Genomic DNA, 1,343 nt, shown 5'->3' on the forward strand with positions numbered 1-1,343 from the left:
CGCCGACAGCTCGATCGCGGCCTCACCCTGCTTGTTGTGCGGCTTGTGAGGGCCGCCTGATCCGTACCGCTCGATGTGCGCTTGGAGCGACGGGGAGCGCGCGATCAGCCTTTTGAGGGACCGCACCGGCAGGGCCAGCACGGTGCAGCGCGTGCGCGCCGTGGCCGTGAACTCCCAGTAGCCCCGGGGCCCGGCGAACAGGTGACCACCGAGATGGTCGCCGTCGGCGAGCACGTCCAGCATGGTCTGATCGCCGTACCGTCCCGAACCGGTCTTGGCCACCCTCCCGTGCGCGATGAGGAGGACCTGATCGGCCTGCTGCCCGGACACGGCGATGAGGTCGCCGGGCTCGTACTGGCGCTGGACGAAGGCGCCGGCCAGCGCCTCCAGAACGGCGTCGTCCTCGAACTCCCGCAGTGCCGGAAGCTCACGGAGCTCCTGCGGGATCACCCGCACCTCGGAGCCGGTCGTGGTGAACTCCACCCGACCGTCACCGATCGTGTAGGTGAGCCTTCGGTTCACCCGGTAAGCCCCGCCCGAGACCTGCACCCACGGCAGCAGCTTCAGCAACCACCGCGGGGAGACGGCCTGCATCTGCGGCACGGATTTGGTCGTCGTCGCCAGATTGCGTGCTGCGGCCGTACCGAGGCTGGACATACCGGGGCTCGGCATACCCGGCGTCGACGGGGGCCGTTTCGCGGTCTGCGGCTCGGTCACTATCGCCACCATCCCTTCGTGCCCGTACCGGCACAGGTTCTCCTCGTCAGCCGGCGGCCTGAGCGATCTCGACGTTCTCGAGGATGCCGAGTGCGTCGGGGACCAGGACGGCCGCGGAGTAGTAGATGCTGACGAGGTAGTTGATGACGGCCTTCTCGTTGATGCCCATGAACCGCACCGACAGACTCGGCTCGTACTCGTCGGGGATGCCGGTCTGGTGCAGGCCGACGACGCCCTGGGCCTCTTCCCCGGTGCGCATGACCAGGATGGAGCTGGTCCGGGTACTGGTGACCGGGATCTTGTTGCAGGGGAAGAAGGGCACGCCACGCCAGGCCGGCACCACGCTCTCCCCGAAGGGGACGTTCTGCGGGTAGACGCCGCGGCGGCTGCACTCGCGGCCGAACGCGGCGATGGTCCGTGGGTGGGCGAGGAGGAACGTGGGGTCCTTCCAGACCGTGCCCAGCAGTTCGTCGAGGTCGTCGGGGGTCGGGGGGCCGGTACGGGCGTGGATGCGTTGTTTGAGATCGGCGTTGTGCAGGAGCCCGAAGTCGGGGTTGTTGACAAGTTCGTGTTCCTGGCGTTCGCGCAGTGCTTCGATGGTGAGCCGGAGCTGCTGCTCGGTCTGA

1 protein-coding gene and 1 pseudogene are annotated in these 1,343 nt (G+C 68.2%); both read right to left on the reverse strand.

Features of this window, described 5'->3' with window-relative positions; all coding sequences use genetic code 11:
• On the reverse strand, positions 1-717 hold a 717-nt coding region (locus HKK74_RS38840), incomplete at its 3' end, for a cyclic nucleotide-binding domain-containing protein (protein WP_312882206.1).
• Between the two features lie 46 nt (positions 718-763).
• Positions 764-1,343: pseudogene (locus HKK74_RS38845) on the reverse strand (Crp/Fnr family transcriptional regulator); the annotation flags it as partial.

The organism is Actinomadura alba (genome assembly GCF_014323705.1).
In the GTDB taxonomy this organism is placed as follows: domain Bacteria; phylum Actinomycetota; class Actinomycetes; order Streptosporangiales; family Streptosporangiaceae; genus Actinomadura_C; species Actinomadura_C alba.